A 23580-nucleotide genomic window follows, 5' to 3' on the forward strand; every position below is an offset into this window, starting at 1 on the left:
TCATCGCAGCAAATAAAAAAGCGCCGAATCGGCGCTTTTTTATTCTCCCCCGTCCCGTTCAGTGATGGATCAAGACAGCAGCAACTTCAGATCGTGAACAATCGGCTCAGGACCCTGACCATGCCGCACAAACAAGCGTATATGCCCTTCCGGGTCAAATACGTAGCTGCCGGCAGTGTGATCGATGCTGTAGCTGCCGGGCGTCTTGCCGGGGACTTTTTGATAGAACACACGGAATTCCTTGGCGACTTTTTCAGTCGCCGCCAGATCGCCATACAATCCCAGGAAACGCGGATCGAAAGCCGGTACATACTTGGCCAACAAGGCCTGCGTATCGCGCTCAGGATCGACCGTTACGAATAACACCTGCACCTTGTCTGCCAGCGGTCCCAACTCTTTCATCACGCTCCCCATCTCGGCCATTGTGGTCGGGCAAACATCAGGGCATTGCGTAAAACCGAAAAATACGACCACCGCCTTGCCCTTGAAATCGGCTAGCGTGCGCGGCTTGCCGTTATGATCCGTCAAGGCAAAATCACGGGCATAACCAAGGCCGGTCACATCAGTATTAATGAATTTGCTATTCGCTGACGACTGGGTCATTTGCTGACCATCGGTTACCTGTTTATCGCCGCACCCAGCCAGTGAGAATGCCACGACAATAGAAGCAACGACCGGCGCCAAAACCGAAACAAAACGTTTCATGCTTACTTTCAATATGTACTTCGGAACACGCTTAAAACTTCAGATAGTGATCAACCAGCAACGCAGCGAACAGCAACGACAGATATATGATCGAATACGCAAATGTCTTGCGCGCTATCAAGTCTGTGTAATGTTTGTAAATCTGCCATGCGTACCACAGAAAAATCGCACCGAGTATTGCTGCGCTCACCAGATAGATTAAACCACTCATGCCAACTGCGAAAGGCAACGTGGTGGTTGCGACCAACGCAATGGTGTACAGCCAGATATGGAACTGGGTAAATTTCAATCCATGGGTAATCGGCAACATCGGCAAACCGGATTTCGCATAGTCATCGCGACGGTACATCGCCAGCGCCCAGAAATGCGGCGGGGTCCAGATGAAAATGATCAACACCAGAATCCAGGCCTGCATCGGTACGTCATTGGCAATTGCAGCCCAGCCCAACGCTGGCGGCATTGCGCCGGACAAGCCGCCAATGACGATATTTTGCGGCGTCGCCGGCTTCAGTATCATCGTGTAAATCACAGCGTAGCCAATAAAAGTGGCCAACGTCAGCCACATCGTCAACCCATTCACGAAGTTATACAACACCCAACTGCCGGCGCCACCGATAACACCGGAAAACACCAGCGTCTGCAGCACGGTAATTTCGCCGCGTGCCATAGGCCTGCGAGCCGTGCGCGCCATCCGCGAGTCGATCTCACGCTCAACCAGACAGTTGACTGCGAACGCAGCTCCGGCCAGCAACCAGATGCCGATGGTCGCAGCAACCACGCGCTGCCAGTCGGGCAACGTCGGGGTTGCCAGGAACATACCGATCACGGCACAAAATACTGCCAGCTGCGTGACGCGCGGCTTCGTCAGCGCCCAGTACTGGGCCATGCGATTTGGTGGTGCGGTTAAGGTCGTCATGCGGTCAAGAATTCGAAGTGATGCGATCAGCCATTGCTGGGTTGCCTGGCGCCACCGGTACAAACTGTTTTTCGGTGGCTAGTCTAGCTTTGTAGTTTAACATGACCAGCAACAGCAGAATCAGCGCGGCGCCACCATTGTGCGCAACCGCGATCGCTAATGGCCAATTCAGGAAGATTGTCGCCAGACCGGTCAGTAGTTGCATACCGATGACGACCAGCAACCAGCGCCCGGTCTTGCGCAACCCGTCAATCCGCAACGCCTTGTGGGCCAGCCAACCGATAAAGGCGATCACGACAAAGGCAAACATCCGATGGGTCCAATGGATCGCGGTCAAAGCTTGAAATGGCAGGTATTCACCGTCGGCGGTTTTGCCCAGATGACGCCACAGCGTAAAGCCGTGCTCGAAATCCATGTCAGGGATCACCATCCCATGACACAACGGAAAATCATTGCAAGCCAAGGCCGCATAGTTAGTGCTAACCCATCCGCCGAGCGCAATCTGCATCACCAGCAGCAGCAGCGCGATTACGGCCGGCGTGACCAGTCTGTTACCCGCAGCGGCGACCGGCGCGTGGTCATTTTGACGCGCGGCCAACCAGGTCAGCAACGCCAATAAGCTCAATCCAAGTAACAAGTGCGTGGTGACAATAATCGGCTGCAACTTCATCGTTACCGTCCAGGCGCCGAATGCGCCTTGCAAACAAACGGCCAGAAATAACAGTGTCGGAAACCATGGAGAGAACTTGGGGTCACGCTGAACCGGACGTTGCACGGCATCGGTCGACGCAGCGGGCTTTAGCCACTTGATCCAGGCCACCACCATCAGGCCAATGATCAGGACTCCAACCCCCATCGCGAAGTAACGATGAGTCATTTCGATCCACGCTTTAATGACGGTCACCGGGCCGGTCGGCATTGCCTCTTGCGCTGCGCTGATGTGCTCATGGGCCAATAGCGGATTGGAACGGCCATAACAGCCGGGCCAGTCGGGACAACCGAGACCGGAATCAGTCAGGCGCGTAAAAGCCCCGAACATGATCAGATCAAAGGTCAGAAACAGCGTGACCCAGACCAGCTTGCGATATTTGTTAGCGTCTTTGGAAGCCCAGACCACACTCAGCGCCAACAAGGCCACCAATATTCCCATGGCGGCGAGTTGAAGTAAATTTGACATCCTGGATTATCCGATAGCCGAAGCCCGCAGCAGTTTTGAAAGGTCTGTCTTGACTTTATTCGGATCCGCGTCCTTCGGAAAGCGCATCATCAGGTTACTGCGTGGATCGATCAGGTAGATATGATCGGCAGCAGTCGTTCCTGCCTCGGTTGGCAACCAGGCTTTCAGTAATTCCGGCTTGACCCGCAACATGTGGGTGCCGTCAAAGGGACGCAAGCCCTGTATGTCCAGCGGCTTGTCATCGGTGATCAGCCAAACCCGCTCGATACGCTCCATTTCCTTGCCTTGCATCAACCTTAACTGGCGTATTGCAAAGAGTTTTTCTTTGCATGCCTTTTGGCAATCGCCGCTATCGACCTGCACCATCAACCACTTGCCCTGATAGGCATTGAGTGTCGTCGGGGTACCATCCAATGCGGTGCTTCCCAGTTCGGGTATTGCATACTGACCAGGATCGAGCAAGTCGCCGTAATTGGTACGTGACTGCGGCTTGATCACATAGTAGGTGAAATACGAGGCAATCATCGGTGCTGCGCATACGGCGATGATCGCAAACATTTTCCAGCGACCGTTGCGTTTCAAACGTTTGCCGTCCTGCTCCGCCGGGTTATTGTTCGAGTTCACGGATAGAGGAGTTTTTTGCATCTTTGATTCCATGTCTACATCCTGTTACGACAAAAAAGAGGAAGGCCATTACGGCCAGTGCGTACCATTGGAATTCGTACCCGCGATGCTTCTCTATTCCTAGCGAAGGGCTGGGCCAGTCACGAATAAGACCATCCTGGTTGTCTCCGGTCTGCTCGATCAGCAGCGGTTGCAGTGGTAGCTTGCTGGCAGCAGCCAATTCAGCGATATCGAGATTTTGTACAATGGCGCCTGGCTGAAGTGCTGTCGGCTGTCCAAGCTGCAGGACACGACCAGGATGACGCCGCACCACACCTTGTAAATCAACCAGGCCGGCCGGCGTCGGATATGGCAGCAGATTGGCCCGACCTTGCGGATTTAGCGGTAACCAACCGCGTTCGACCAGTACATGGACGTCCGAGTTCGCTATTTTAAACGGCATCAGCACATAAAATCCGGGACTGCCTTTATAACTGCGATTGTCCAAATAGACAGGCCAGTTCGGCACAAACTGGCCACGGACCGTCACGCGTCGAAATTCTATCCGATCAACATCCTGCAAAGCTGCCCCGAGTTGCAAAGGCGCCTCAGCGCCACGTTGCCGCATGGCGTTTTCAATTGCCTGTTTTTGATCACCACGTCGGGTTTGCCACTGCGCCAACGAAATCCCCAACGTTATCAGCAGCACCGTTGCCGCAAATGGAATCAATCGAAAACGGAATCTAATTCGCATTACAATACCGCCTTAGTTATCGTTTGCCGAGTCCATCCCATGAAAATCATAGTCGCCATTGCATTCATTCTGATCATCGGCAGTCTGGCCTCCGCGCTGGTTTTCCTGATGCGCGACAAAGGCAAAAGCAACCGTACCGTGCAAGCTCTGGCACTCCGTGTCGGCTTCTCAATCATGTTGTTCGTTCTGCTGTTGCTGGCCTACAAACTTGGCTACATCCAGCCTACCGGGATACGTTAAGGCCCGGCTCAGAATACCGCGCCCATTCTTAACGTAATTGCTACTTAATTCCTGCCAGTAAAAAGGCCGCACCGAAGTGCGGCCTTTCTCTATCTCCGAAGTCGCTTGTGATCGACTTACAGCCAATACACAACGACGTACAGACCCAGCCAGACAACGTCAACAAAGTGCCAATACCAGGCGGCGCCTTCGAACGCGAAATGGTGTTCAGGGGTGAAGTGCCCCTTCAGCACACGGTACAACACCACCGATAGCATGATTGCGCCGATTGTCACATGGAAGCCATGGAAGCCGGTCAGCAGGAAGAAAGTCGAACCGTAAACACCGGAAGTCAGCTTGAGATTGAAATGCTGATACGCTTCCATGTATTCAGCTGCCTGAAAACACATGAAAGTGGCACCCAGCAGTATCGTTGCCGCCAGCCAAAGCGCCGTCTTGCCACGATGACCAGCGCGCAGTGCGTGGTGGGAAATCGTCAGCGTCAAACCCGAAGTCAACAGCAATGCCGTATTGATCGTTGGAATCGGGAAAGGTCCCATGGTGCGGAATGTCTCAATCGTGCCGGCCGGACCGGTATTACCCCAATGTGCCGCAAAATCAGGCCACAAAATTTTGTGGTCCAGATCAGCCAGCCAAGGCATCGAAATACTCCGTGCATAAAACAATGCACCAAAAAAAGCAGCGAAAAACATTACCTCAGAGAAGATGAACCAGCTCATGCTCCAGCGAAACGAAGTATCGATACGGTCGTTATACATGCCGCCTTCGGATTCGCGGATGGCATCGCCGAACCACTTATACAGAACCACCAGCACCGACAGGATACCGGCAGCACAAACTGCCGGACCGAAGGCCACGCCATTTACCCAGCCTGCCGCACCGAACATAGTCAAAAGCAGTGCTGCACCAGCCAGCACAGGCCATTTGGATGGACCTGGCACAAAATAGTAAGGTGCATTACCTTGTTGAGAACTCATTTCCATCTCCCGATACACATTTAAATAATTTCTTGAGCTTAAGTTACTTAGCGACGACCAGCTTCACAATCGTGATCAATATTACAATGAAAACCGCTGCACCGATCACACCGGCAATCACTACATGCACAGGATTCAGGCCCGCTGCATCGCTTTCGTAATCTTTCTTTTTACGAATCCCGAAGAATCCCCACAACACCGCTTTGACAGTGGCGCCGAATGAAGCTTTACGGCGAATTGCCTTCTTCATATCCGACATTTGTCACCCTTTATGCTGCTTTCTCTTACTTTAGGCTGGCTTCGCTAGCACCGGTTTGCTGATTTCAAAAAATGTGTAAGACAACATAATCGACGTCACATTCTTGGGCAACGCCGGATCAATGTAAAACACCACAGGAAACTCCTTGGCCTGATTCGGACCTAGCGTCTGTTGTGTAAAGCAAAAGCATTCGATCTTTTTAAAGAAAGCTTCTGCCGCCATCGGCGCATAGCTCGGAATTGCCTGCGCATCCATCGTGCGCGCTTCCTTGTTCACGACTTCATACGTCACCTGCGTCATTTCACCCGGATGCACTTTCAGGCTACTGACCGCCGGACGAAAGCGCCAAGGCCCTCGCGCATTCCCATCAAACTCGACCGTAATAGTTCTGGATTTGTCGATCTGCGTATTGGTGGGCGCAACTACCGTGGTGTCTTGCGGCGTCAAAAAATTCACGCCGGTAAGTGAGCAAATTGATTTATAGACCGGCACCAGGCCATAGCCGAAACCAAACATCAGCACGGCAATCACTATCAGTTTGCCAAGCATTGTTCGATTCAACTGTAGCGCGGATGCCCGGCCTTTGCTACTTGGCTCCGGTGCGTCCATCAACTAAACCATAAACGGTTAACAAATATCCCTACGAAAAATACTAGGGCAAGCGATGCCAATAGCAAGGCTGTGCGCAAATTATTCGGCTTTTTTCTATCAGGCATGGTGAGTTGGCAGGCGAAAGCCTGCCGCTCCTATCATTTTACGGTCGGTGGCACTTCAAATGTATGGAACGGTGCTGGGCTCGGCACAGTCCATTCCAGCCCTTCGGCGCCATCCCATGGCTTCGCAGGCGCTTTTACACCACCTTTGATGGATGGAATAACGACAAAGAACAGGAAGTAGACTTGGCTCAGGCCAAAACCCAATGCACCGATTGACACGATCATGTTGAAATCGGTGAACTGCGCAGGATAATCCGCAATCCGGCGTGGCATGCCGGCCAGTCCCAGGAAGTGCATCGGGAAGAACGTGATGTTGAAGGTGATCAACGAAGCCCAGAAATGAATCTTGCCGCGTGTTTCGTTGTACATGAAACCGGTCCACTTGGGGCTCCAGTAATAGTAACCGCCAAACAGGCCGAACAACGAACCAGCTACCAGCACATAGTGGAAATGCGCCACCACGTAATAGGTATCCTGCATCTGGATATCAATTGGCGTCACTGCCAGAATCAGGCCGGTGAAACCGCCCATCGTGAACACGAAAATAAAACCAACCGCGAACAGCATCGGTGTTTCAAAAGACATCGAACCACGCCACATTGTCGCGATCCAGTTGAATATCTTGACGCCGGTCGGCACCGCGATCAGCAATGTTGCGTACATGAAGAACAGCTGCGCAGTCACTGGCATGCCAGTGGTGAACATGTGGTGAGCCCAGACGATGAATGACAGAATCGCGATCGATGCGGTCGCGTACACCATCGATGCATAACCGAACAATTGCTTGCGTGCGAATGCCGGGATGATCTGCGAGATGATGCCGAACGCAGGCAAAATCATGATGTACACCTCTGGGTGACCGAAGAACCAGAAAATGTGTTGATACATCACTGGATCGCCGCCGCCGGCAGCGTTAAAGAATGAAGTACCGAAATGACGATCGGTCAAGGTCATGGTGATCGCACCAGCCAACACCGGCATGACAGCGATCAGCAGGTATGCAGTAATCAGCCAGGTCCAGCAGAACATTGGCATCTTCATCAACGTCATGCCAGGCGCACGCATGTTGAGTACGGTGGTGATGATGTTGATCGAACCCATGATCGACGATGCGCCCATGATGTGGATCGCAAAAATTGCCATATCCATGCCAGGCCCCATTTGGGTCGACAGTGGCGCATACAGCGTCCAGCCGGCAGCAGTTGCGCCGCCCGGCACCAGGAACGATGTCAACAGCAGAATCGCTGCCGGCGGCATCAACCAGAATGAGAAGTTATTCATCCGGGCAAAAGCCATGTCGGATGCGCCGATTTGCAGCGGAATCATCCAGTTGGCGAAACCGACGAAGGCCGGCATGATCGCACCGAACACCATGATGATGCCGTGCATGGTGGTCAGCTGGTTAAAGAACTCCGGTTTGAAAAACTGCAAGCCTGGCTGAAACAATTCGGCACGAATCAATAATGCCAGCACGCCGCCGGATAGCAGCATGGTGAACGAGAACCACAAATACAAGCTCCCAATGTCCTTGTGGTTGGTCGCGTACAACCAACGGCGCCAGCCTGTCGGATGGTCATGCGCGTGGTCGTGAGAATGATCGTGTGCGTGATCGACTGCGGTTGTGCTCATCTCAATCTCCTAATTCAATTACTTACGCGCAGCCAGCACTTCAGCCGGTTGAACAATGTTTTCTGCCGCTTTGTTGGACCAGGTGTTGCGGGTATAGGTAATCACCGCAGCAATTTCGGTATCCGACAATACGGCCTTCCAAGGTGGCATCTGCTTAGCGCCGTCAGTTTTACCGTCGAGCACCACATGAATCTGGTCAGCGCGCGGACCATTCACGATCGGGTCGCCATCGAGTGCAGGGAACGCGCCTGGAATGCCTTTACCAGTAGCCTGGTGACAGGCCGCGCAATTTGCCGTATAGACTTTTTCGCCGCGTGTTTTCAGCTCGTCAATAGTCCAGATTTTATTTGGATCATCGGCTTGAGCAGCCATTTCTTTCTTCTTGCCATTGACCCATTTGGTGTAATCGGCGTCGCTGACTACCTTGACCACGATCGGCATGAAGCCGTGATCCTTTCCGCACAATTCAACGCACTGACCGCGGTAAGTGCCGATTTTTTCAGCCTTGAACCAGGTATCGCGGACGAAACCGGGAATCGCATCTTGCTTGACGCCAAACGCAGGAATGGTCCACGAGTGAATGACATCGTTGGCGGTAGTGATGATGCGAACTTTTTTGTTCACCGGCACGATCACTTCGTTGTCGACTTCGAGCAGGTAATTATCATTTTTGACCTTGGTCGGATCGACAACCTGCTCATGCGGCGTGGCCAGCGTGGACAGGAAGGAAATGCCCTCGCCCTCGCCCTTCAGGTAATCGTAGCCCCACTTCCATTGCATCCCGGTAGCCTTGATCGTCAGATCGGCATTTGACGTGTCCTTCATTGCCACCACGGTTTTGGTCGCTGGCAATGCCATCCCGATAACGATCAGGAAAGGCACCACGGTCCATGCGATTTCAACCGCAGTGCTTTCGTGGAAGCTGGCCGATTTGTGGCCGAGCGACTTGCGATGCTTCAGAATCGAATAGAACATTACGCTGAACACGGCAAGGAAGATCACCAGACAGATAATCAGCATCCAGGTATGCAGATCGTAAATCTGTTGCGCAATTTGCGTCACCGGTGACTGAAAATTCAATTGCAGTACCGCAGGACCGCCAATACTATCTTTCACCGCCCAGGACGGCAATGCCGTCAGGGACAGCGCACCAAGCATCAACGATATAAGGCGCTTCGCATATTTCATGATTACCCCAAAAGCCCAAAATTATAATTCTATCAACCGTCAGACACGCATTCATGCTGCAGCTCCTGCTTCAGCTCCCGCATAAATTCGCGCCGCTTCCATTCCGTCAAAAACCGTCCCACCTCAACCCGGACACCTTCCGCTTCCAGAGCAATCAATTCCCTGCGCGAAGCTTGCCCCAAAATCCGGATTGAACGTAATTCCAGTTTGTATTGTCGAATTTTCTGTGCCTGTATCAATTCCACCAACAGGCAATCATCCTGCATTGCAATGTGCTCGCGATCGGTTGCATGCCTTGCGTAAATCAGAAATGCGATGCCAACAGCAAGCATTTCAAGCGCCGCAAACAGCAACACAAACCAGGCACCGCGCAATGTGCACACAGCCGCCACCAGCAATGAAGTGACACACATGCCTGCGTAAAAATTAGCCAGTTGACGCGGTGCTATCGAGCAATTCCGCTTCAAATCCCATTCACGTCGCATCATTGTGTACCACCTGAACGCATAGGACTACCCTGTCCGCACAAGCTAAAACCTTCGAAGTATAAGGGCTAATAGCGATTGTTATCAAGGAGAAATGCGTGCTGGAAGCGAGTCCGGGGCTTTCGCACCACGCTAAAATTTGAGGCGATTTCGGCTTCCGGACTGCCGTCGCCAGCAATCACTCCGGACCCCAGTGACGCCGTCCATTTCGTATAACAAACATCTGCCAAACGATATATCCGAATGCACCGTACCGAAGTGTTGTTTTATTCGCTAATCCAAATCTGCCAGCGGGTGGTTGTTACGCGACCATGGTCCGGCAAAGAATCCATCGACCCAGTCGCGACTAACGCTTGCCAAAGTTGCATGCAGCCACTTCGGCTGGCGATCCTTGTCAATAATCAACGCCCGAATCCCCTCGGAAAAATCGGCACGCGCGGCACAATGCAGCGACACGACATATTCCAGACGGAAGATTTCCGCCAGAGACAAATGTCGTGCCCGCCGTTGCAGCGCATACGATAGCCAGGCAGAGCCGGGACTACCGGCGTTCAATGTTGCGACAGCTTTTTGCAACCAGGCATCGTCGGTGTTCAGCGCAACGATGGCAGCGACGATTTCCGGCAAGGTCGGCTTGCGGCACAGATGATTGATCAGGGCAAAATGCGTGCTCAGTGGTGACGACGACGCAGACAGCGCCTGCCGTGCAGGTTCGGCAGACTGCAGCAGACGCGTCAATAGAACGTCATCGCCATCGCCACCGCTCCACGCTTGCATCAGCAGCGCGTCAAACACCGCTTGCTTGTCTGCCTGCGCGATCTGATAGTCCGCCAGCTTGGTAAAAATTGCATCGGCAGCGCCAATCGATGCACCGGTCAGCGCCAGAAACAGACCGACCTGGCCCGGCATCCGGTTCAAAAACCAGGTACCGCCAACATCCGGGTACAGGCCGATGGTGATTTCCGGCATCGCCAGCCGTGATTTCTCGGTAACAACCCGGTGGCTGGCTCCGGCCAGCAAGCCAATGCCGCCGCCCATCACGATACCGTGCCCCCATGCAAGGATCGGCTTCGGAAAGGTGTGGATCAGATAGTCCAGCCGGTATTCATGCTCAAAAAACTCGCCGGCGTAGCGATTGCCCAGGATATTCTCGGGATCGTCCGAAGCATGGTGCTCCAGCATGGTTCTATACAAATGCTGTAAATCGCCACCGGCGCAAAATGCCTTGTCGCCAGCCGCTTGCAATACCACGATGGCAATCTGCGGATCGGACGCCCATTTCCGCAATTGCGGATCGAGCAGGTCGACCATCTCCAGCGAGATTGCATTTAATGTCTTTTCTGCATTCAGTGTGGCGACACCGATGCGCTTGCCATTCTGTGTCGCCAGTTCTTCAAACAAGACCGGTTGCGCAAAAACTTCAGAAATGGCCTGGCTCATCGCATATCCTCGTTTGGCGGGTTACTCAGCAATTGGCGTGCAATGATGACGCGCATGATTTCGTTGGTGCCCTCCAGGATTTGGTGCACGCGGACGTCGCGGAAATAGCGCTCCAGCGGATATTCGCGGATGTAACCGTAACCGCCGTGAATTTGCAGCGCTTCATTGCAAATCTGAAAACCGACATCGGTCGCAAAACGCTTGGCCATCGCGCAATAAGTGGTCGCGTTCGGCGCTTTGGCGTCCAGTTTGCAAGCCGCCAACCGCACCATCTGGCGCGCCGCCACCAACTCGGTCTGCATGTCGGCCAATTTGAATTGCAGGGCCTGGAAATCCGCCAGCGGCCGCTTGAACTGACGGCGCTCATTCATGTAGCCGTGCGCAGCATCCAGCGCCGCCTGCGCAGTGCCGACCGAACAGGTGGCGATATTGATACGGCCGCCATCCAGCCCGCGCATCGCCATGCGGAAGCCCTCGCCCTCCTGACCCAATAGATGATCGGCCGGAATCCGTACGTCGTCAAAACTAATCGTGCGTGTCGGCTGGCTATTCCAGCCCATTTTTTCTTCCTTGCGCCCGTAACTGATACCAGGGGAATCGGCCGGCACTGCAAACGCCGAGACGCCACCCGCGCCGTCGCCACCGGTACGTGCCATCAGGACCAGCATGTCAGTGGCGCCGGCACCGGAAATAAAGGCCTTGGCGCCATTGATAACGTACTCGTTGCCGACCAGCACGGCACTGGTCTTCAGCGCTGCCGCATCCGATCCGGCACCTGGCTCGGTGAGGCAATACGAGCCCAGTTTCTTGCCGCTGGCGAGCTGTTCGCACCATTCCTGCTTGACTGCCGGCGTGGCCCAGTTGGCCACCATCCAGCTCACCATGTTGTGTATCGTCAGATAAGCTGTGGTCGAAGTACATCCTCGGGCCAGCTCCTCAAATATGATGGTTGCATCCAGCCGCGTAAGCCCCAGGCCGCCGACCTCCTCCGGCGTGTACAACCCGCAAAAGCCCAGTTCACCCGCCTTCGCAATGACATCAGTCGGAAAAATACCTTCAGCATCCCAGCGCGCCGCATGCGGTGCCAGCTCGCCAACGGAAAAATCGCGTGCAGTCTGCTGAAACGCACGCTGCTCTTCGGACAGTTCAAAATCCATGGTGGTTTGTCTCCTGATCGGATGATTGCTTTATAGTCAATTACGGTCGGCTAAACCTTCGAGCATGCTGAAGTGGCAGACAGTAGGCGCTTTCCGCAGAATAGCAACAATTGACGTTAACGTAAACGTCACTCAGCGCATGGCAAACAAAAAAAAGGCGACACAAGAGAATGTCGCCCTGACTCGCCACCACCTTGACTGGCAGCAGCGCATAAATTCCAGACCAAATCACTTCGGCAACAGCACTGTATCGACTACATCGATGATGCCATTCGATTGATACACATCGTAGGTGCTGATATTGGCAGTATTCCCGCCATCATCGGTCACATTGATGTTGTGCATGCCATTTTTCTTGAAGGTCAACTTGCCGCCGCTGGCGGTGGCCAATTCAACCTTGCCGCCGCCCTTCTGGATGGCGCTTGAAAGTGCGGCAAAGTCAAACCTTCCCGGCACCACGTGATAGGTCAGAATCTTGGTCAGCGTCGCTTTGTTTTCCGGTTTCACCAGGTTATCGACGGTGCCCGCCGGCAGCTTGCCGAACGCCGCGTTGGTTGGTGCAAAGACCGTGAAAGGACCTTTCCCTTTCAGCGTATCGACCAGTCCGGCCGCTTTTACCGCCGCCACCAGGGTGGTGTGATCGGCTGAATTGACGGCGTTATCGACGATGTCCTTGCTTGGAAGCATGCTTTGCCCACCGACCATCACGGTGTTTTCGGCGCAGGCCAGGTTAGCGGCCAGCAAAGCTGCGGAGAGTGTGATTACATAGCTGAGTTTGCGCATGATAATTTCCTTTAGAGAATCGTTTCGGAGCTTGCACAGTCATATACGCGAGCGTTTCGAAACTGGATTCAGCGGTGCGGGAAATCATGCGAAAAATATGTGCGCAATAGATCTCGATGGATCTATTGCGACATCTGCATAGGTATTGAAAAAGAAATGAAGTAAGCCGATAGGCCGGATTCTGTTACGACGCTTGGGCTTGCGCCCGCCCGTTATGACAGCCATTCCTCTAGGCGCTGAATTACTCCAGCGCTCAAGCTTCCTACCCGCACGCTCCGCGAGCAACATCAACGCGTGCCTATTTGGAATTGCTCCGAGTGGAGGTTACCGCGTTTCACCGTAACTTAATACGCTCGTCTCTGTGGCCCTATTCCTCGCCTCACGGCGGACGGCCATTAACCGTCACCCTGCTCTATGGAGTCCGGACCTTCCTCCCGCCACGCAGTTTTCACTGAATGACCAGCGGCTGTCTGGCTTACTTCAGGCGGCATTCTACCTCAGTCGGCCTGCAGCGGCGATAGATTCCAGGAATACCATCGTCGCCGGCAAAGACAGCGCGCGCATAATGCCGAAATAGCATGGGACAGTTATCGGATCAATACGTATAGTATTTATCCCACAACGCTGACAACCGACCACGCAACGCGGTTCGCCGCCGAGTCCGGCATCATTTCAGCACTGCATTTTTTCTTTGCGTCATAGGATCATGTAAATGCATATTTGCGTTTTAGGTGCCGGCATCATCGGCGTGACATCCGCCTATCGCCTGCTGGAAGCCGGCCATCAGGTAACGCTGGTCGATGCCGAGGCGCTGCCAGGCACCCAGACCAGCCTGGGAAATGGCGCACAGTTGAGCTATTCGTATGTAGCGCCGCTCGCCGATCCGTCGGTCTGGACCCACTGGCCGGAATATTTATTCAGCGCCGGCTCACCGCTCACATTGCGGCCGAAAATGGACCCGGCGCAATGGCGCTGGCTGATTAAATTTCTGGCCGCGTGCAACGCCAGGACCGCCAGGAAAACCACCATCGATTTATTGCAACTGGCATTTTTCAGTCGCGATCAGTTGGCGCAACTGGCGCAAGCAACGCCGTTCGACTTTCAACACAGAACGGCAGGAAAACTGGTGATGTATACCGACCTCAACGGTTTGCATGCCGCGCGCAAGCAAGTCGAATTCCAGGCTGTCCATGGCTGCCAGCAAGAAGTCATTGACGCGGCGCGCTGCATGGCGATTGAACCTGCCCTGGCGAATGCGAAACGCGACTGGGCCGGTGGCGTGTATACCCCGAGCGAAGAAGCAGGCGATTGCGCCCTGTTCTGCCAACGCCTGGTCGAAGCCATGTCGCGCCAGCCCGGATTCCGGTTCGCGCACTCCCGACGCATCGGCAAGCTGGAAATACGCAACGGCACACTGACCGCAGTCCATGCCGGCGACGAACAAATCGATGCCGACAAATTTGTGCTGGCGCTGGGTGCGGAGAGCGCCGCGTTTGCCCGTCAGGCCGGATTCTCGTTACCGGTCTATCCGCTCAAAGGCTACAGCATCACCGTGCCGCTACCAGACCGCGCGCGCCAGGCCGCAGCCCCGCAAGTCTCGATTACCGACCTGGCGAAGAAAATCGTCTATGCCCGGCTCGGCGAGCGCTTACGCGTCGCTGGGCGGGTGGAGATACTCGGCCTGGACCGTCGCATCCCACCGCGCGCGATTGACGAACTGAAACGTGGTGTCGGTGAATTATTTCCTGGCAGCGCGGATTTATCGGATGACGCCGCGCTGTCGCCATGGGCCGGCTTCCGCCCCGCCACGCCGACCGGTGTCCCGATCATCGGTGCCTCACCGGTTAACCATCTGTACCTGAATGTCGGGCATGGCAGCCTCGGCTGGACGCTGGCGCACGGCAGTGCAACGCTGTTATCGCAATTGATTGCTGGAAAAACGCCTGGCATCGATAGCAAGCCATTTGCGTTTGATGCCTAAATCCCTCCACAAAAGGACCCATCATGAAACTCATCAGCAACCTGCAAGTATCCGAACTCATCACAACTGCCGACGCCATCGACACCATGCGCGATGCTTTTGCAACGATACGGCAAGGCGCACAACAAGCGCGCGTGCGCACCAGTGCCACCACCAGCACCGGATCGGTGATGTTGTCCAACATGGGCGCGATTCTGCCCGCCATCGGCATCGCCGGCTGCAAGGTCTACACCACCATCAATGGCGTATTCCACTTTGTGACGGTGCTGTTTTCGACCGAGGATGGCCGACCGCTGGCAGCGATTGAATCCGACACCATGACCGGCTTGCGGACCGCCGCAGCCACCGCGGTTGCGGCGGATCATTTGGCGAATAGAGATGCGGCGACACTCGCCGTCATCGGTACCGGCGTGCAGGCGCAATCTCATATACCGGCCCTGTTGCAGGTGCGTTCGTTCAAGGAAATCCTGATTGCGGGACGCAGCGGCCAACAGGCGCTGGCAGAACAAGTAACGCAGCAAACCGGCGTGCCTGCCCGTGCGGTCAGCATCGAAGAGGCCGCGCAAGGCGGCGATGTAGTGGTCACGGTTACGCGCTCGGCCACACCACTGTTTTCCGGCGACTTGCTGAAACCGGGCGCACTGGTGGCGGCGATTGGCGCCAGCAAAGGCAACGTGCGCGAACTCGATGACCGCGCGATTGCCCGTGCGGCAGCACTGGTCGTGGAGTGGAAACCGCAGGCACAGCAGGAAGCCGGCGATCTGCTGTTATGCCAGCCGGGCGTCTTTGACTGGAACAACGTGCTGGAACTGGGCCAGGTGGTGGATGGCAGCAGTAGCTACCTGCGCCTGGCGTCCGACATCGTGGTGTACAAAGGGATCGGTGTCGGCCTTGAAGACGTCGCCCTTACCGGACTCGTCTATCGCCGGGCCTGCGAGCGCTTTGGCTGGTAACAGGCACGTGGAACCGCATTGCTTCCGGCCGCAGAACCAGCGCCGGTCCAGTGTTGGCGAGGTGTTGCCGTTAAAATCCGCATGTCATTTAGCGCGGGACCGGCCTGATAAGTTTTTTTGCCGCTAACACCGTCCTCAGTCTAGAATCGGATCGTCAATTCCCGTACATTGCGAATTCTTTTTGCCTGCCCGCAGGCACTCCAGGTATACATGCAAGTCCACCTACTCGCCTTTCTGAAAACTGTTTTCTTCGTACTGGCAGCGCTATTGCCGATCATGAATCCGCCTGGCAATGCGCCTATCTTTCACTCGCTGACTGCCGGCGCCTCGGACACTACCCGCAATGCGCTGGCCTGGCGCGTCGCGCTCAACGCCTTCATTTTGCTGGTCGGCGGTATGTTCATCGGCACCCATGTGCTGGCTTTTTTCGGGATCTCTCTGCCGGTGGTGAAAGTCGCCGGCGGCCTGTTAGTCATCGCCACCGCCTGGAAACTGCTGGATACGGAAGAAACGCCGAAAGTCGATGCCAGCCCCGGATCGCTCTGGACCACGGAGCTCGCAACCAAAAAAGCGTTCTATCCGCTGACCTTCCCACTGACTGTCGGTCCCGGATCGATCTCGGTCGCGATTACCCTCGGCGCCGGACTACGGATTCCTCAGGTACCCGTTATCCTTACGCTGCTTGCGGCGGTTTTCGCACTGGCGCTGGCGGCCGCAGCGGTGTATTTCAGCAACCGCTTCGCTGGTGTGCTGGTGCGTCTGCTTGGCGACACCGGCACTACCGTCATGCTGCGCATGTATTCGTTTATTTTGCTATGCATCGGCGTACAGATTTTGTGGGATGGCGTCGGTGGATTGCTGCTCCAGTTGCATGCGACGGGCGTGTAATCCGGCAGTCCCGGACACATTTTATGCAACAAATTTGTCAGGGAGCAACAAAATTTTCACCAGCTATGGACACGGTCTGCATGAAAGCTTAACCTGATGCCTGACTTGTCCCGTCTGACGAGGCAAGGCACAAAATGAATATGAAAGATTTCCAAGGTAATGGCAGCACTTTTTTATCAACCTGATTAGGAGCGCACTATGATCAAGAAAATCATTTCCCTCGCAGCAGTCATCAGCATATTCGGCATCCTGTCGGCCTGTAACACGTTCGAAGGCATGGGCAAGGATGTTCAAAAGGGCGGTGAGAAAGTGGAAGATGCTGCGCATGAAACTAAAGAAAAAATGTAACGGCATTATTGCCAAGGCGCCGACAAGATCGGCATAAAAAAACCCGACACCAGGTCGGGTTTTTTTATTGGCGGTAACAGCTAGCGAAAACCATTACCGTTTACCGGTATAACCCGCCGCGCATTCTCAAGCAAACCGACTGAAATCCGGACGGCGCTTTTCAAAGAATGCAGTCAGCGCTTCCTTCGCTTCCGGCGCTTTCAGCATTGCGCCAAAGTGCGTGATTTCCTGCTCCATCTGCGCTTCCACTGCGCCGATCTGCGCAGCTTTCATCAGTTGCTTCGAAATACGCATCGAGGCCGCGGGCAAAGCCACCAGCTTGGCTGCTTGCGCCTGCGCAAATTCCAGCAACTGATCTGCCGGCAATACTTTATTGACCAATCCCATCGCATGCGCTTCGGTGGCATCGAATGCTTCTCCAAGCAGTAACTTTTCAGCCGCGCGCTGGTAGCCCGCGATTTGTGGCAACAGCAAACTGGATGCGGCTTCCGGGCACAATCCAAGCTGCGTAAACGGCATTGAAAAACGGGCGTTATCCGCCGCGTACACCAGGTCGCAATGCATCAGCAAGGTCGTGCCAATGCCAACCGCTGCACCCGCCACCGCGGCCACCAAAGGCTTGCTGGCATGGCTGATCTGCCAGAGAAACTGAAATACCGGACTGGCCTGGCTGGTGGGCGGATTCTTCAAAAAGTCTTCGAGGTCGTTTCCCGCGCTAAATATCTGCGCTTTGCCAACGAATAGAATCGCCCGCACCTCCACATCTGTCTCCGCATCTTTCAACGCCTCGACCATGGTTTGATACATCGCGGCGGTAATCGCGTTCTTCTTGTCGAGACGATTAAAAGCAATCGTCAATATGCCATTTTCCTTGCTGGTCAATATATCCATTTTTATCTCCCCGAATTACATGCGCTCGAAGATACCGGCGGCGCCCATGCCGGTACCGACGCACATCGTCACCATGCCGTACTTCAAATTCTTGCGGCGCAGTGCATGAATAGTAGTGGCCGCACGGATCGCACCGGTCGCGCCCAGCGGGTGGCCCAAAGCGATCGCGCCGCCCATCGGATTCACTTTGGATGGATCCAGGCCGAGATCCTGAATCACCGCCAATGCCTGCGCAGCAAACGCTTCGTTCAACTCGATCCAGTCCAGTTGATCCTGCGTAATCCCGGCGGCGCGCAACGCTGCCGGAATCGCTTCTTTCGGACCGATCCCCATGATTTCCGGTGGCACGCCGCGTACCGCAAACGAAGCGAAACGGGCCAGCGGCGTCAGGTTGAATTGCTTGAGGATTTTTTCGCTGACCAGAATCAGCGCACCGGCACCGTCCGAAGTCTGCGAGCTGTTACCTGCGGTGACGCTGCCTTTGGCGGCAAACACCGGCTTCAGCTTGGCCAGTGCTTCCAGCGTCGATTCGGCACGCGCACCTTCGTCACGATCAACGGTCCGGGTTTTGGTATCGATCTGCCCGCTCGCCAGATTTGGAAAACGCTCGATGATGTCGACCGAAGTAGTCTCGGCATTGAATTCGCCAGCCAGTTGCGCCGCAATCGCCTTTTGATGTGAACGCAAGGCAAACTCATCTTGCGACTCACGCGACACTTTCCATTGCTGTGCCACTTTTTCCGCGGTCAGGCCCATGCCGTACGCCATGCCGATATTTTCATCCTTGAACACGTTCATGTTGACCGACGGATGGAAACCCATCATCGGCACCATCGACATCGACTCGGCACCGCCGGCAATCATCACGTCGGCCTGGCCAACCCGAATCCGGTCGGCGGCCATCGCAATGGCAGTGATGCCGGAGGCGCAATAGCGATTCACGGTAACGCCGCCGATCGTGTTCGGCAAGCCGGCCAGCAGCACGCCGTTACGCGCCATGTTCAGGCCCTGCGCGCCTTCCGGAAACGAGCAACCGATGATCGCGTCTTCGATCAACTTGGGATCCAGATCCGGCACTTGTGCCATCACTGATTGCAGCACGCGCACCAATAAGTCGTCGGGACGGGTGTTCTTGAACATGCCGCGTGGCGCCTTGCCAATTGGCGTGCGGGTAGCGGCGACGATGTACGCATCTTGAAGTTGTTTGGTCATTTAAATCTCCGTTATCAGTTGCGGACGGGCTTGCCGGTTTGCATCATGCCCATGATGCGCTCTTGCGTTTTTGGATGATTCAGCAATTCCATGAAGGCCTTGCGCTCCAGGTCCAGCAGCCATTGTTCATTGACGACGCTACCCTCTTCCACGGCGCCGCCGCAGACGATTTCAGCAATCATGCAACCCAGCTTGTAGTCATGCGCGGAGATGAAACCGCCATCGCGCATGTTCACCAGTTGCGCCATGATGGTCGCAATGCCGCTGCGACCGACAACCGGGATCAACACCTTCAACGGTGCACGATAACCGGCGTCGAACATCGCGCGCGCTTCAACCTTGGCCACATGCAGCAATTCGTAGGTATTCAAGACGATGACGTCGCTGGGCTTCAGATAGCCCATCTTCTTCGCTTCCACCGCCGACTTCGACACGTTTGCGGTGGCGGCATTCAGGAACGAAGACTTGAGGAATTGCAGAATATCGTTGCCTTTGGCGTCATGCGCAGCGCGTACTGCCGCTTCTTTTAAACCGCCGCCGGCAGGAATCAGGCCGACACCGACTTCGACCAGGCCGATATACGATTCGATCGCGACGACACGTTTGGCAGCATGCAACGCCAGTTCGCAACCACCGCCGAGTGCCAGGCCTGCCACTGCGGCGACCACCGGAACGCCCGCATATTTAAGGCCCATGAAGGCCTGCTGCAACTGCGCCACCATCGGTTCAATCGCCTTGACGCCGCCCGACATGAATAGCGGCAGCATCGATTGCAAGTCAGCGCCAGCCGAGAATGCACCGCCATTGGCAGCATCCGCGTGCCACAACACCAGGCCCTTGAAGTTCTTTTCGGCTTCAGCCACCGCCATGTTCAAGCCGGCGATCACGCCCGGCCCGATAACATGCAGCTTGGTCTTGAACGAGATGATCAGGACTTCGTCGTTTTGATGCCAGAGGCGGACTGAATCATCTTCAAATACGGTAGTGCCGGCATTGCTGCCGTCAGCGACACCTTCGCCCACCAACGGTGCGCGGAATACCTGGCGCTGATACACCGCCAGATCGGAGCGCGCGACATTCGCCTTTTGCGCTGGCGAATATGAGCCGTCAGCGCTGTGAACGCCGCTGCGGCCGTCGAATACCCAGGATGGCAACGGCGCATTACACAACGCTTTACCGGCATCGATGTCTTCCTTGACCCAACCGGCGATTTGTTGCCAGTCGGCGGCTTGCCAGATTTCGAACGGGCCAACGCTCCAGCCAAAACCCCAGCGCATCGCGAAATCGATATCGCGCGCGTTGTCAGCGATCGACTCCAGATGGACGGCGATGTAGTGGAAACCGTCACGGAAAATCGACCACAGGAATTGTGCTTGCGGATGGGTTGATTCGCGCAGTGTCTTCATGCGCTTGACCGGATCCTTGTCCTTCAGGATGCGTGCAACCAGATCATCGGCCTTGCCGCCGCCGGTGACGTACTCGCCTTTGGCAGCATCTATGCGCAAAATATCCTTACCGACTTTTTTGTAGAACCCGGCACCCGATTTTTGCCCCAGTGCGCCCTGCGCAACCAGTTTGGCCAGCAATGGCGGTGTCGCATAGACGCTGTAGAAAGGATCGTCTTTCAGATTGTCCTGCATGGTCTTGATCACGTGCCCCATGGTGTCCAGGCCAACGACGTCGGCGGTCCGGAAAGTACCCGACTTGGCACGCCCCAGTTTGGCACCGGTCAGATCATCGACGACATCCACCGACAGACCGAATTTTTCGGCCTGATGCGCCGTCGACAGAATGCCGAACACACCAACCCGGTTAGCGATGAAGTTCGGCGTATCTTTAGCGCGCACAACGCCTTTACCAAGCGTAGTGGCCAAAAAGCCTTCCAGCTGATCCAGAATTTCCGGCTTGGTGGTGGCGGTAGGAATCAGTTCAACCAGATGCATGTAGCGCGGCGGGTTGAAAAAATGCACGCCGCAGAAGCGCGCTTTTAATTCGTCGTCAAACCCTTCAGACAATGCCGTGATCGACAAACCGGATGTGTTGGAAGCGAAAATCGCGTTAGGCGCGATATGCGGCGCCACTTTCTTGTACAGATCGTGCTTCCAGTCCATGCGCTCGGCAATCGCTTCGATGATCAGGTCGCAACCTGCCAGTACATCGAGATTGTCTTCGTAGTTCCCGACTTCGATCAGGTCGGCGTCATCCTTGACGCCTAGCGGCGCCGGGCTGAGTTTTTTCAGATTTTCGATGGCGCGCAGAACGATACCGTTCTTCGGACCTTCTTTGGCGGGCAAGTCAAACAGGACGACCGGTACCTTGGCGTTCAGGCAGTGTGCAGCGATTTGGGCACCCATCACGCCGGCACCCAGAACGGCGACTTTTTTTACGATGAAATTGGACACTGTTGTCTCCTTAATTAGCAAATCCTGATACGAAAGATGCGCGGCGGGAGCGATGTTCCGCTGCGCAAAAATATTTAAAACAAGTCGGCATCCAACGCCATCAGGCTGGCCGAACCGGAGCGCGCCTGGCGAATCAGCATCGCTGTTTCGGGCAGCAAACGGGCGAAGTAGAAGCGTGCCGTCGCCAGTTTTGACACATAAAACGTGTCGCCGGTATCCTGTTTTGCCAACGCGATCTTTGCCATTTGTGCAAAGAAGTACGCATACACCAAGTGCCCCACCACACGCAGATACGGCACTGCGGCGGCACCGGCTTCGTCCTGATTCTGGAATGACTTCATGCCGATTTCCATTGTCAGCTTGCTGACCTTGTCACCTAAATCAGCCAGCGGTGTAATGAACTCCGACAGTGCTTCATCGGTGCCATTCTCTTCGATGAAAGCCTGTACCTTGGCACCGAATTTCTTCAGCTTGGCACCGTTATCCATCAACACTTTGCGGCCCAGCAAATCCAGCGACTGAATGGTATTGGTGCCTTCGTAAATCATGTTGATACGGGCATCGCGCACGTATTGCTCCATACCCCATTCGGCGATGAAACCGTGGCCGCCGTAGACTTGCATGCACTCCGACGTAGCGACCCAGGCATTGTCAGTGATAAAGGCTTTGACCACCGGCGTCAGCAACGCGACTTCGTCAGCCGCATCCTTGCGCACTGCTTCGTCCGGATGATTCAGTTCCTTGTCGAGTTGCAACGCCACATAGGAACAGAATGCGCGACCACCTTCCGCGTAAGCTTTTGCAGTCAACAGCATGCGGCGCACATCCGGGTGGACGATGATAGGATCGGCTGGCTTGTCCGGTGCTTTGATACCTGACAGGCTGCGCATCTGGATACGGTCTTTGGCATACACCAGCGCATTCTGATACGCGACTTCCGTCAGACCCAGGCCTTGCATGCCAACGCCCAGGCGGGCGGCATTCATGAACACAAACATTGCGTTCAAACCCTTATGCGGGCCGCCGATGAGCCAGCCGGTCGCGCCGTCCAGATTCATCTGGCAGGTTGAATTGCCGTGAATGCCCATTTTTTCTTCAATGGCGCCGCAAGCAATCGGATTGCGCGCACCCAGCGAACCGTCTGCATTCGGCAGGAACTTCGGGACCAGGAACAGCGAGATCCCTTTTGAACCTTGCGGAGCATCCGGCAAACGTGCGAGTACCAGATGCAGGATATTGGCCGCCATGTCATGTTCGCCGGCCGAAATGAAAATCTTGCTGCCGGTGATCCGGTAAGAACCATCTGCCTGGGGCTCGGCCTTGGAACGCAACATGCCAAGATCGGTCCCGCAATGCGCTTCGGTCAGGCACATCGTGCCAGTCCATTCGCCCGACACCAGCTTCGGCAAATACATGGATTTTTGTTCTGGCGTACCGTGCTCGAGCAAGCACTCGTAAGCGCCGTGCGACAAACCCGGATACATGGTCCAGGCTTGATTGGCCGAGTTCATCATCTCGTAGATCGCGTTGTTCATCACCAGCGGCAAGCCTTGTCCGCCAAATTCAGGGGCGCAAGAGAGGGCCGGCCAACCGGCTTCGACGTATTGCTTGTAGGCTTCCTTGAAGCCCTTGGGCGTAGTAACGGCCTTGGTTTCCTTGTCGTGGTGACAGCCTTCACGATCACCTGAATGGTTCAATGGGAACAACACCTGGGAAGTAAATTTACCGCCCTCTTCCAGTACCTGATTGATGATGTCCGCATCGATATCCGCATGTTTCGGCAACTGCTTCAGTTCATCTTCGACATGTAACAACTCGTGCATGACGAATTGCATATCTCGCAGTGGCGCGACGTATTGACCCATGGTGTTCTCCT

24 protein-coding genes and 1 other RNA gene are annotated in these 23580 nt (G+C 55.1%); 5 read left to right on the forward strand and 20 right to left on the reverse strand.

What is annotated here, in order from left to right:
- Positions 1-69 precede the first annotated feature (69 nt).
- Genes AC3CHX_RS24730 through AC3CHX_RS24750 form a run of 5 tightly spaced genes read right to left on the reverse strand, consistent with a single transcriptional unit; the run spans position 70 to position 4155 of the window.
- Positions 70-705: an SCO family protein gene (locus AC3CHX_RS24730; RefSeq protein WP_488630612.1), complete on the reverse strand. Its 636-nt coding sequence runs from the start codon at positions 703-705 to the stop codon at positions 70-72.
- A 31-nt stretch (positions 706-736) separates the two neighbouring features.
- Positions 737-1621 carry a heme o synthase gene (gene cyoE, locus AC3CHX_RS24735; protein ID WP_488630613.1) on the reverse strand — a complete coding sequence of 295 codons (885 nt, stop codon included), beginning with the start codon at positions 1619-1621 and terminating at the stop codon, positions 737-739.
- Positions 1622-1625: 4 nt separating this feature from the next.
- Complete coding sequence (locus tag AC3CHX_RS24740) at positions 1626-2798, reverse strand: COX15/CtaA family protein (RefSeq protein ID WP_488630614.1); 1173 nt, start codon at positions 2796-2798, stop codon at positions 1626-1628.
- Between the two features lie 6 nt (positions 2799-2804).
- Positions 2805-3443, reverse strand: a complete 639-nt coding sequence (locus AC3CHX_RS24745; protein WP_488630615.1) for an SCO family protein — start codon at positions 3441-3443, stop codon at positions 2805-2807.
- Complete coding sequence (locus AC3CHX_RS24750) at positions 3406-4155, reverse strand: SURF1 family protein (RefSeq protein WP_488630616.1); 750 nt, start codon at positions 4153-4155, stop codon at positions 3406-3408. Before AC3CHX_RS24750 ends, AC3CHX_RS24745 begins: the two co-directional genes overlap by 38 nt.
- Before the next feature lie 39 nt (positions 4156-4194).
- Between AC3CHX_RS24750 and AC3CHX_RS24755 the strand changes: the two genes are divergently transcribed.
- Entirely contained in the window at positions 4195-4395 is a 201-nt protein-coding gene (locus tag AC3CHX_RS24755; protein ID WP_488630617.1) for a twin transmembrane helix small protein, read from the forward strand.
- A gap of 116 nt (positions 4396-4511) precedes the next feature.
- On the opposite strand, the gene AC3CHX_RS24760 is transcribed toward AC3CHX_RS24755, so the two are convergent.
- From AC3CHX_RS24760 to rnpB, 11 genes are all read right to left on the reverse strand, one after another.
- The gene (locus AC3CHX_RS24760) at positions 4512-5372 is read right to left on the reverse strand and encodes a cytochrome c oxidase subunit 3 (protein WP_488630618.1); all 861 of its coding nucleotides are present in this window, start codon (positions 5370-5372) and stop codon (positions 4512-4514) included.
- Positions 5373-5415: 43 nt separating this feature from the next.
- Complete coding sequence (locus tag AC3CHX_RS24765) at positions 5416-5631, reverse strand: DUF2970 domain-containing protein (RefSeq protein ID WP_488630619.1); 216 nt, start codon at positions 5629-5631, stop codon at positions 5416-5418.
- A gap of 30 nt (positions 5632-5661) precedes the next feature.
- Complete coding sequence (locus AC3CHX_RS24770; RefSeq protein ID WP_488630620.1) at positions 5662-6240, reverse strand: cytochrome c oxidase assembly protein; 579 nt, start codon at positions 6238-6240, stop codon at positions 5662-5664.
- Positions 6240-6347, reverse strand: coding sequence for a cytochrome oxidase small assembly protein (locus AC3CHX_RS24775; RefSeq protein WP_488630621.1), 108 nt, complete (start codon positions 6345-6347; stop codon positions 6240-6242). Before AC3CHX_RS24775 ends, AC3CHX_RS24770 begins: the two co-directional genes overlap by 1 nt.
- A gap of 33 nt (positions 6348-6380) precedes the next feature.
- Positions 6381-7976 carry a cytochrome c oxidase subunit I gene (gene ctaD, locus AC3CHX_RS24780; protein WP_488630622.1) on the reverse strand — a complete coding sequence of 532 codons (1596 nt, stop codon included), beginning with the start codon at positions 7974-7976 and terminating at the stop codon, positions 6381-6383.
- Positions 7977-7994: 18 nt separating this feature from the next.
- The gene (coxB, locus tag AC3CHX_RS24785; RefSeq protein WP_488630623.1) at positions 7995-9164 is read right to left on the reverse strand and encodes a cytochrome c oxidase subunit II; all 1170 of its coding nucleotides are present in this window, start codon (positions 9162-9164) and stop codon (positions 7995-7997) included.
- 32 nt (positions 9165-9196) lie between these two features.
- Positions 9197-9652 (reverse strand): DUF2244 domain-containing protein, encoded by a 456-nt coding sequence (locus AC3CHX_RS24790; protein ID WP_488630624.1) that lies wholly within the window; start codon positions 9650-9652, stop codon positions 9197-9199.
- 270 nt (positions 9653-9922) lie between these two features.
- Positions 9923-11089, reverse strand: a complete 1167-nt coding sequence (locus tag AC3CHX_RS24795) for an enoyl-CoA hydratase/isomerase family protein (protein WP_488630625.1) — start codon at positions 11087-11089, stop codon at positions 9923-9925.
- Positions 11086-12246, reverse strand: coding sequence for an acyl-CoA dehydrogenase family protein (locus AC3CHX_RS24800; RefSeq protein ID WP_488630626.1), 1161 nt, complete (start codon positions 12244-12246; stop codon positions 11086-11088). Before AC3CHX_RS24800 ends, AC3CHX_RS24795 begins: the two co-directional genes overlap by 4 nt.
- 228 nt (positions 12247-12474) lie before the next feature.
- A complete protein-coding gene (locus AC3CHX_RS24805; protein WP_488630627.1) occupies positions 12475-13029 on the reverse strand; it encodes a fasciclin domain-containing protein in 555 nt (184 codons plus the stop codon).
- 154 nt (positions 13030-13183) lie between these two features.
- An RNA gene (gene rnpB / locus AC3CHX_RS24810) (RNase P RNA component class A) lies at positions 13184-13511 on the reverse strand.
- 230 nt (positions 13512-13741) lie between these two features.
- On the opposite strand from rnpB, the gene AC3CHX_RS24815 reads away from it, so the two are divergent.
- From AC3CHX_RS24815 to AC3CHX_RS24830, 4 genes are all read left to right on the forward strand, one after another.
- On the forward strand, positions 13742-15010 hold the full coding sequence (locus AC3CHX_RS24815) for a D-amino acid dehydrogenase (RefSeq protein WP_488630628.1): 1269 nt from the start codon (positions 13742-13744) through the stop codon (positions 15008-15010).
- A 23-nt stretch (positions 15011-15033) separates the two neighbouring features.
- Positions 15034-15963, forward strand: a complete 930-nt coding sequence (locus tag AC3CHX_RS24820) for an ornithine cyclodeaminase family protein (protein ID WP_488630629.1) — start codon at positions 15034-15036, stop codon at positions 15961-15963.
- 210 nt (positions 15964-16173) lie between these two features.
- Positions 16174-16851 (forward strand): MarC family protein, encoded by a 678-nt coding sequence (locus AC3CHX_RS24825; protein WP_488630630.1) that lies wholly within the window; start codon positions 16174-16176, stop codon positions 16849-16851.
- 201 nt (positions 16852-17052) lie between these two features.
- Positions 17053-17199: an entericidin A/B family lipoprotein gene (locus AC3CHX_RS24830; RefSeq protein ID WP_488644926.1), complete on the forward strand. Its 147-nt coding sequence runs from the start codon at positions 17053-17055 to the stop codon at positions 17197-17199.
- A 126-nt stretch (positions 17200-17325) separates the two neighbouring features.
- Here AC3CHX_RS24830 and AC3CHX_RS24835 read toward each other — a convergent pair whose 3' ends face one another.
- The 4 genes from AC3CHX_RS24835 to AC3CHX_RS24850 form a co-directional block, all read right to left on the reverse strand.
- Entirely contained in the window at positions 17326-18090 is a 765-nt protein-coding gene (locus tag AC3CHX_RS24835) for an enoyl-CoA hydratase (RefSeq protein WP_488630631.1), read from the reverse strand.
- A 15-nt stretch (positions 18091-18105) separates the two neighbouring features.
- Positions 18106-19302 (reverse strand): acetyl-CoA C-acyltransferase, encoded by a 1197-nt coding sequence (locus AC3CHX_RS24840; protein WP_488630632.1) that lies wholly within the window; start codon positions 19300-19302, stop codon positions 18106-18108.
- Positions 19303-19316: 14 nt separating this feature from the next.
- Positions 19317-21704, reverse strand: coding sequence for a 3-hydroxyacyl-CoA dehydrogenase/enoyl-CoA hydratase family protein (locus AC3CHX_RS24845; protein ID WP_488630633.1), 2388 nt, complete (start codon positions 21702-21704; stop codon positions 19317-19319).
- Between the two features lie 74 nt (positions 21705-21778).
- Positions 21779-23569 (reverse strand): acyl-CoA dehydrogenase C-terminal domain-containing protein, encoded by a 1791-nt coding sequence (locus AC3CHX_RS24850; RefSeq protein WP_488630634.1) that lies wholly within the window; start codon positions 23567-23569, stop codon positions 21779-21781.
- Positions 23570-23580 lie beyond the last annotated feature (11 nt).

It is taken from the genome of Glaciimonas sp. OK215, assembly GCF_057787885.1.

What these genes read in the sequence shown, in the direction of transcription:
- AC3CHX_RS24815 (WP_488630628.1), top strand. Translation starts at nt 13,742, where the DNA reads ATGCATATTTGCGTTTTAGGTGCCGGCATCATCGGCGTGACATCCGCC.
- AC3CHX_RS24805 (WP_488630627.1), bottom strand. Translation starts at nt 13,029, where the DNA reads ATGCGCAAACTCAGCTATGTAATCACACTCTCCGCAGCTTTGCTGGCC.
- AC3CHX_RS24745 (WP_488630615.1), bottom strand. Translation starts at nt 3,443, where the DNA reads ATGCAAAAAACTCCTCTATCCGTGAACTCGAACAATAACCCGGCGGAG.
- AC3CHX_RS24835 (WP_488630631.1), bottom strand. Translation starts at nt 18,090, where the DNA reads ATGGATATATTGACCAGCAAGGAAAATGGCATATTGACGATTGCTTTT.
- AC3CHX_RS24765 (WP_488630619.1), bottom strand. Translation starts at nt 5,631, where the DNA reads ATGTCGGATATGAAGAAGGCAATTCGCCGTAAAGCTTCATTCGGCGCC.
- cyoE (WP_488630613.1), bottom strand. Translation starts at nt 1,621, where the DNA reads ATGACGACCTTAACCGCACCACCAAATCGCATGGCCCAGTACTGGGCG.
- AC3CHX_RS24750 (WP_488630616.1), bottom strand. Translation starts at nt 4,155, where the DNA reads ATGCGAATTAGATTCCGTTTTCGATTGATTCCATTTGCGGCAACGGTG.
- AC3CHX_RS24790 (WP_488630624.1), bottom strand. Translation starts at nt 9,652, where the DNA reads ATGATGCGACGTGAATGGGATTTGAAGCGGAATTGCTCGATAGCACCG.
- AC3CHX_RS24800 (WP_488630626.1), bottom strand. Translation starts at nt 12,246, where the DNA reads ATGGATTTTGAACTGTCCGAAGAGCAGCGTGCGTTTCAGCAGACTGCA.
- AC3CHX_RS24770 (WP_488630620.1), bottom strand. Translation starts at nt 6,240, where the DNA reads ATGGACGCACCGGAGCCAAGTAGCAAAGGCCGGGCATCCGCGCTACAG.
- AC3CHX_RS24760 (WP_488630618.1), bottom strand. Translation starts at nt 5,372, where the DNA reads ATGAGTTCTCAACAAGGTAATGCACCTTACTATTTTGTGCCAGGTCCA.
- AC3CHX_RS24795 (WP_488630625.1), bottom strand. Translation starts at nt 11,089, where the DNA reads ATGAGCCAGGCCATTTCTGAAGTTTTTGCGCAACCGGTCTTGTTTGAA.
- AC3CHX_RS24775 (WP_488630621.1), bottom strand. Translation starts at nt 6,347, where the DNA reads ATGCCTGATAGAAAAAAGCCGAATAATTTGCGCACAGCCTTGCTATTG.
- AC3CHX_RS24730 (WP_488630612.1), bottom strand. Translation starts at nt 705, where the DNA reads ATGAAACGTTTTGTTTCGGTTTTGGCGCCGGTCGTTGCTTCTATTGTC.
- AC3CHX_RS24850 (WP_488630634.1), bottom strand. Translation starts at nt 23,569, where the DNA reads ATGGGTCAATACGTCGCGCCACTGCGAGATATGCAATTCGTCATGCAC.
- AC3CHX_RS24825 (WP_488630630.1), top strand. Translation starts at nt 16,174, where the DNA reads ATGCAAGTCCACCTACTCGCCTTTCTGAAAACTGTTTTCTTCGTACTG.
- coxB (WP_488630623.1), bottom strand. Translation starts at nt 9,164, where the DNA reads ATGAAATATGCGAAGCGCCTTATATCGTTGATGCTTGGTGCGCTGTCC.
- AC3CHX_RS24755 (WP_488630617.1), top strand. Translation starts at nt 4,195, where the DNA reads ATGAAAATCATAGTCGCCATTGCATTCATTCTGATCATCGGCAGTCTG.
- AC3CHX_RS24820 (WP_488630629.1), top strand. Translation starts at nt 15,034, where the DNA reads ATGAAACTCATCAGCAACCTGCAAGTATCCGAACTCATCACAACTGCC.
- ctaD (WP_488630622.1), bottom strand. Translation starts at nt 7,976, where the DNA reads ATGAGCACAACCGCAGTCGATCACGCACACGATCATTCTCACGACCAC.
- AC3CHX_RS24740 (WP_488630614.1), bottom strand. Translation starts at nt 2,798, where the DNA reads ATGTCAAATTTACTTCAACTCGCCGCCATGGGAATATTGGTGGCCTTG.
- AC3CHX_RS24840 (WP_488630632.1), bottom strand. Translation starts at nt 19,302, where the DNA reads ATGACCAAACAACTTCAAGATGCGTACATCGTCGCCGCTACCCGCACG.